Origin of the sequence: Sphingobacterium sp. HSC-15S19, assembly GCF_050433745.1 — a bacterium.
In the GTDB taxonomy this organism is placed as follows: Bacteria; Bacteroidota; Bacteroidia; order Sphingobacteriales; family Sphingobacteriaceae; genus Sphingobacterium; species Sphingobacterium siyangense.
In genome coordinates this window covers 1-3307 of sequence record NZ_JBNPWQ010000084.1, presented here as the reverse complement: position 1 = coordinate 3307, position 3307 = coordinate 1, and the positions used below count along the sequence as shown (strand labels likewise).

Sequence of the window (3307 nt, the reverse complement as noted above, 5' to 3'; positions counted from 1 at the left end):
TATCATGGCGGTGTGTTATAATTTTGCAATTTAAATATAGCAACTTTGCTATATCCAAACACCGCCACTTTTTAAACGTTTAGGACGCAAGTGATACATTACCTTCAACTTCTAAAACAGAAAGTAAGTAATTGTCGCTTGAACATGCTTTGCTTAAACCTTTTTTAAAGAGATTTATTTCTTTTTCGTAATTAGAATGATTTAACAACAAGTGATCTAAATTTTGTCTAATATTTTCTTCACTAACACTCTTTATACTTCCTGCTAAACCCAATTTTTTATAATGCAGTTTTTTTGAATTACCGATTTGATCTACAAAAAGAGGGTAAGCTAACATAGGAACATTAGCTTCAATACTTTCCTTGATAGAGTTTAAACCCGCGTGTGTTATAAATAATTTAGTAAAGTTTAAAACGTATCTTTGTGGCACATAATTGAATATTGAAATATTGCGCAGAGACTCGAATGCATCATTAGACCAAGGCACTTTACCACAAGAAAAAATAGTTTGAAAACCTTCATAATGATCAAGGACCTGATCTAATAATGTCAAAAAATTTAATATTTCCGAATACATTTTGTTACCAAATAGGGTTCCAAATGATACATAAATTATTGTTTTGTTACTTTTTAATATTTTATCGAGGGCCTCATCAACGTCTAAACTGGTTCTTTCTTCTGCTTCCTTAAAAGAATTGAGGTAGAATTGTTGTTGATTTTGCTTTTTGTTGAAAAATTCCAATTCCAATGGAGCCATAATTAATGTGGGAATATTGGTGATTGTGAGGTGCATGTAATTCTTTTTATTCAATCGATAAACCGAAGGTAAACCTGCTTTGGAAATTTCAGTAGCAAGGGAACTTATATTATCATTGCCTAGATATTTAAGCTTCATTAAAAACCGTTTACATTTTGTAAGATATTTCCTTTGTAAAAACTCTAACTTAATTCTAAATTTTTGATTTGGATATAACTTGCTGTTCAAATAAGGCGTATTTGTGTCATCAATTGATGATAACATAGTTTCTAAATAAAAAAAACGTATTCCCAATGATTTTATTAATGGGTAAATAAGAATAAAATCAGACCCGGCAAAAGTATCTGCAATGATAATATCTGGAGAAATATTTGTAACGACCTCAAATAGCTCCTTTTTCCTACTATTAATAAAAACACCTAACAAATTGTCTCTAAAGCGATCAGAGAAACTATAAGTTATGTTATCATTACTTAGGGCTTCTTCATCATAATACTCTACGATCGGATTCGTAATTGCGGGATAATATGTAAATCCTCTTGAGATAACATTCTGAGCCATCTTACTATCAATAAAATAGTATACTTCATAACCGCTTCTTTTTAATATATCAGCAATTCGATTTCCACCATTTAAATGGCTTATTGACGGATACTGAATAAATAATGCTTTTTTTTTCATATTACATAGATTCAATTAAGTAATTCCTATCACAATATTTATTGATAGGATTCTCATTGACTGATAATAAAATAATAGATCTGTCTTCAGTCATATTTTTAAGAAGCTCAATACAATATTTCTCCTGTTCCCCGTCTAAGTCTATAAATATATCATCTACCAATATGATTGCAGAATTTGCATAGACTGCTCTTAAAACCGAAATAATATGTTTTTCAGCTCGGGATAATTCTGCTCCATCATCGCTTACAGTAGTATGATAACCACTTGGCATATGTCGGAAAAATAAATCTAAATGAGTTTTAGAGAGAAACGCTCTCACTTTTTCAGGACTATACATCGAATCGTAAAAGGTAATATTTTCAATTATGGAACCTTTAAATATTTTTGGCTCCTGTGGTACCAAGGTTATTATGCTTTTCCAATGTTGTAAAGAAATTGTAGAAATAGCTTTACCATTGACCAAAACCTCATTCATCTCATCACATTCATCCTCTCGAATCAATATTTTACAAATCTTTCTTTTTTCAAAGCTATTGTCACATACAACACCTATCATTTCGTCTTTATAAATAGTAAGTGATATTTCCTTAATTTGACTGCCTTTTTCGGATGGATTGTTGAGAGGTAAATTTGATATTTGTAGGCTATTAAATTGGTCTCTATTAATTACATTTCCCGTTGGCACACCTCTCAAATAATATAATTTATTAAAAAAATGATCGGAAATATGTAAAGAAAACAACTGATCAGAACATTTGAATGTTAAAAAATAAAAAGCTGCCAATGTAGAAATATCTATTAAAAAACTAGCTCCGGATAAATCGAAGTTTACAACTCTTAAATAATTAAAAAATGCGATTAAGAAGTAAATACATATTGTCAGAAATGCCGTGAATGTTTTCAGGACATGAATTTTGTGATCTTCTTTCTGCTGGACAATATATGGATAAATAAACCACTGAGTACTGTTATATAAAATGGTACTAGATGATTTAAAAGATTTATATAAACCCAAGTTTTCAACAAATTCAAAAAAAGAAACAATCGAAGTTCCAACATGAGCTACTGAAGCATAATATCCATAACTCAATAGAATTCTTTTTCTGTAATACCATATATGCAATAGTGCAAATATTGGAGTTCCAACTAAAAGTATTTCCCATGATCTTATTGTAAGCGTAATCAAGACTATTGGAAAGGCAAAAAAATATGGAATTCCTTTAATAACTTTTGTAAGATATTTCATCATTTGAGAAATATTATTCAATCCCTGGGCTGTTAAGGAGTCTTTATTTTGATTGGAAAGATATGACTTTGACATTCCCAACAGGTAGTTATGGTACTCATACTGAAAAACTCCCAACATTTTGAGACTATATATTTTTGAAATATAAGTGCGAAAACTATCAAAAAATAAATAAATAATAAATATTATAAATACTTCTAATGCTTGTGAGAGGCTCGCTAATCTTAAAATATCAGGAAAAAGGATTACATCTAATAGTCTAAGTGCCAAAATAATGCCTATTGTCAAAACCAATGTCTGTATTAAAGTTATAAATAACATAAGCCTCCATAACTTTTTTTCCGACATTAAGTGGTTGATGATTAGTTTTGGTTTGACGGCTAAATCAGACAATTCAAGTTTTTTAGTTACTTCCAGTATCAAACATATTCTACTGTACCAACGTTCTTCGAGCTGCTTTTGAGATAAAAAATAGACTCCATGAAGTGGATCTCCAATTATAAATCTCTTAATTCCCTTTTTCTCGGTGTAAATGGTAAATAAGAATGCAGCATAATTGGTAAGTTGGAGTGCAGCATTTTCGGCACTAATAAATACACAATCCAGTCCAAAAGTATGCT

General features: G+C 30.1%; 2 protein-coding genes. Both read right to left on the bottom strand.

What is annotated here, in order from left to right; all coding sequences use genetic code 11:
• Positions 1–79: 79 nt before the first annotated feature.
• Entirely contained in the window at positions 80–1438 is a 1359-nt protein-coding gene (locus L1283_RS28320; protein WP_429626804.1) for a glycosyltransferase, read from the bottom strand.
• A 1-nt stretch (position 1439) separates the two neighbouring features.
• The coding region (locus tag L1283_RS28315) for an ATP-binding cassette domain-containing protein (RefSeq protein ID WP_429626803.1) at positions 1440–3307 on the bottom strand (1868 nt) is incomplete at its 5' end.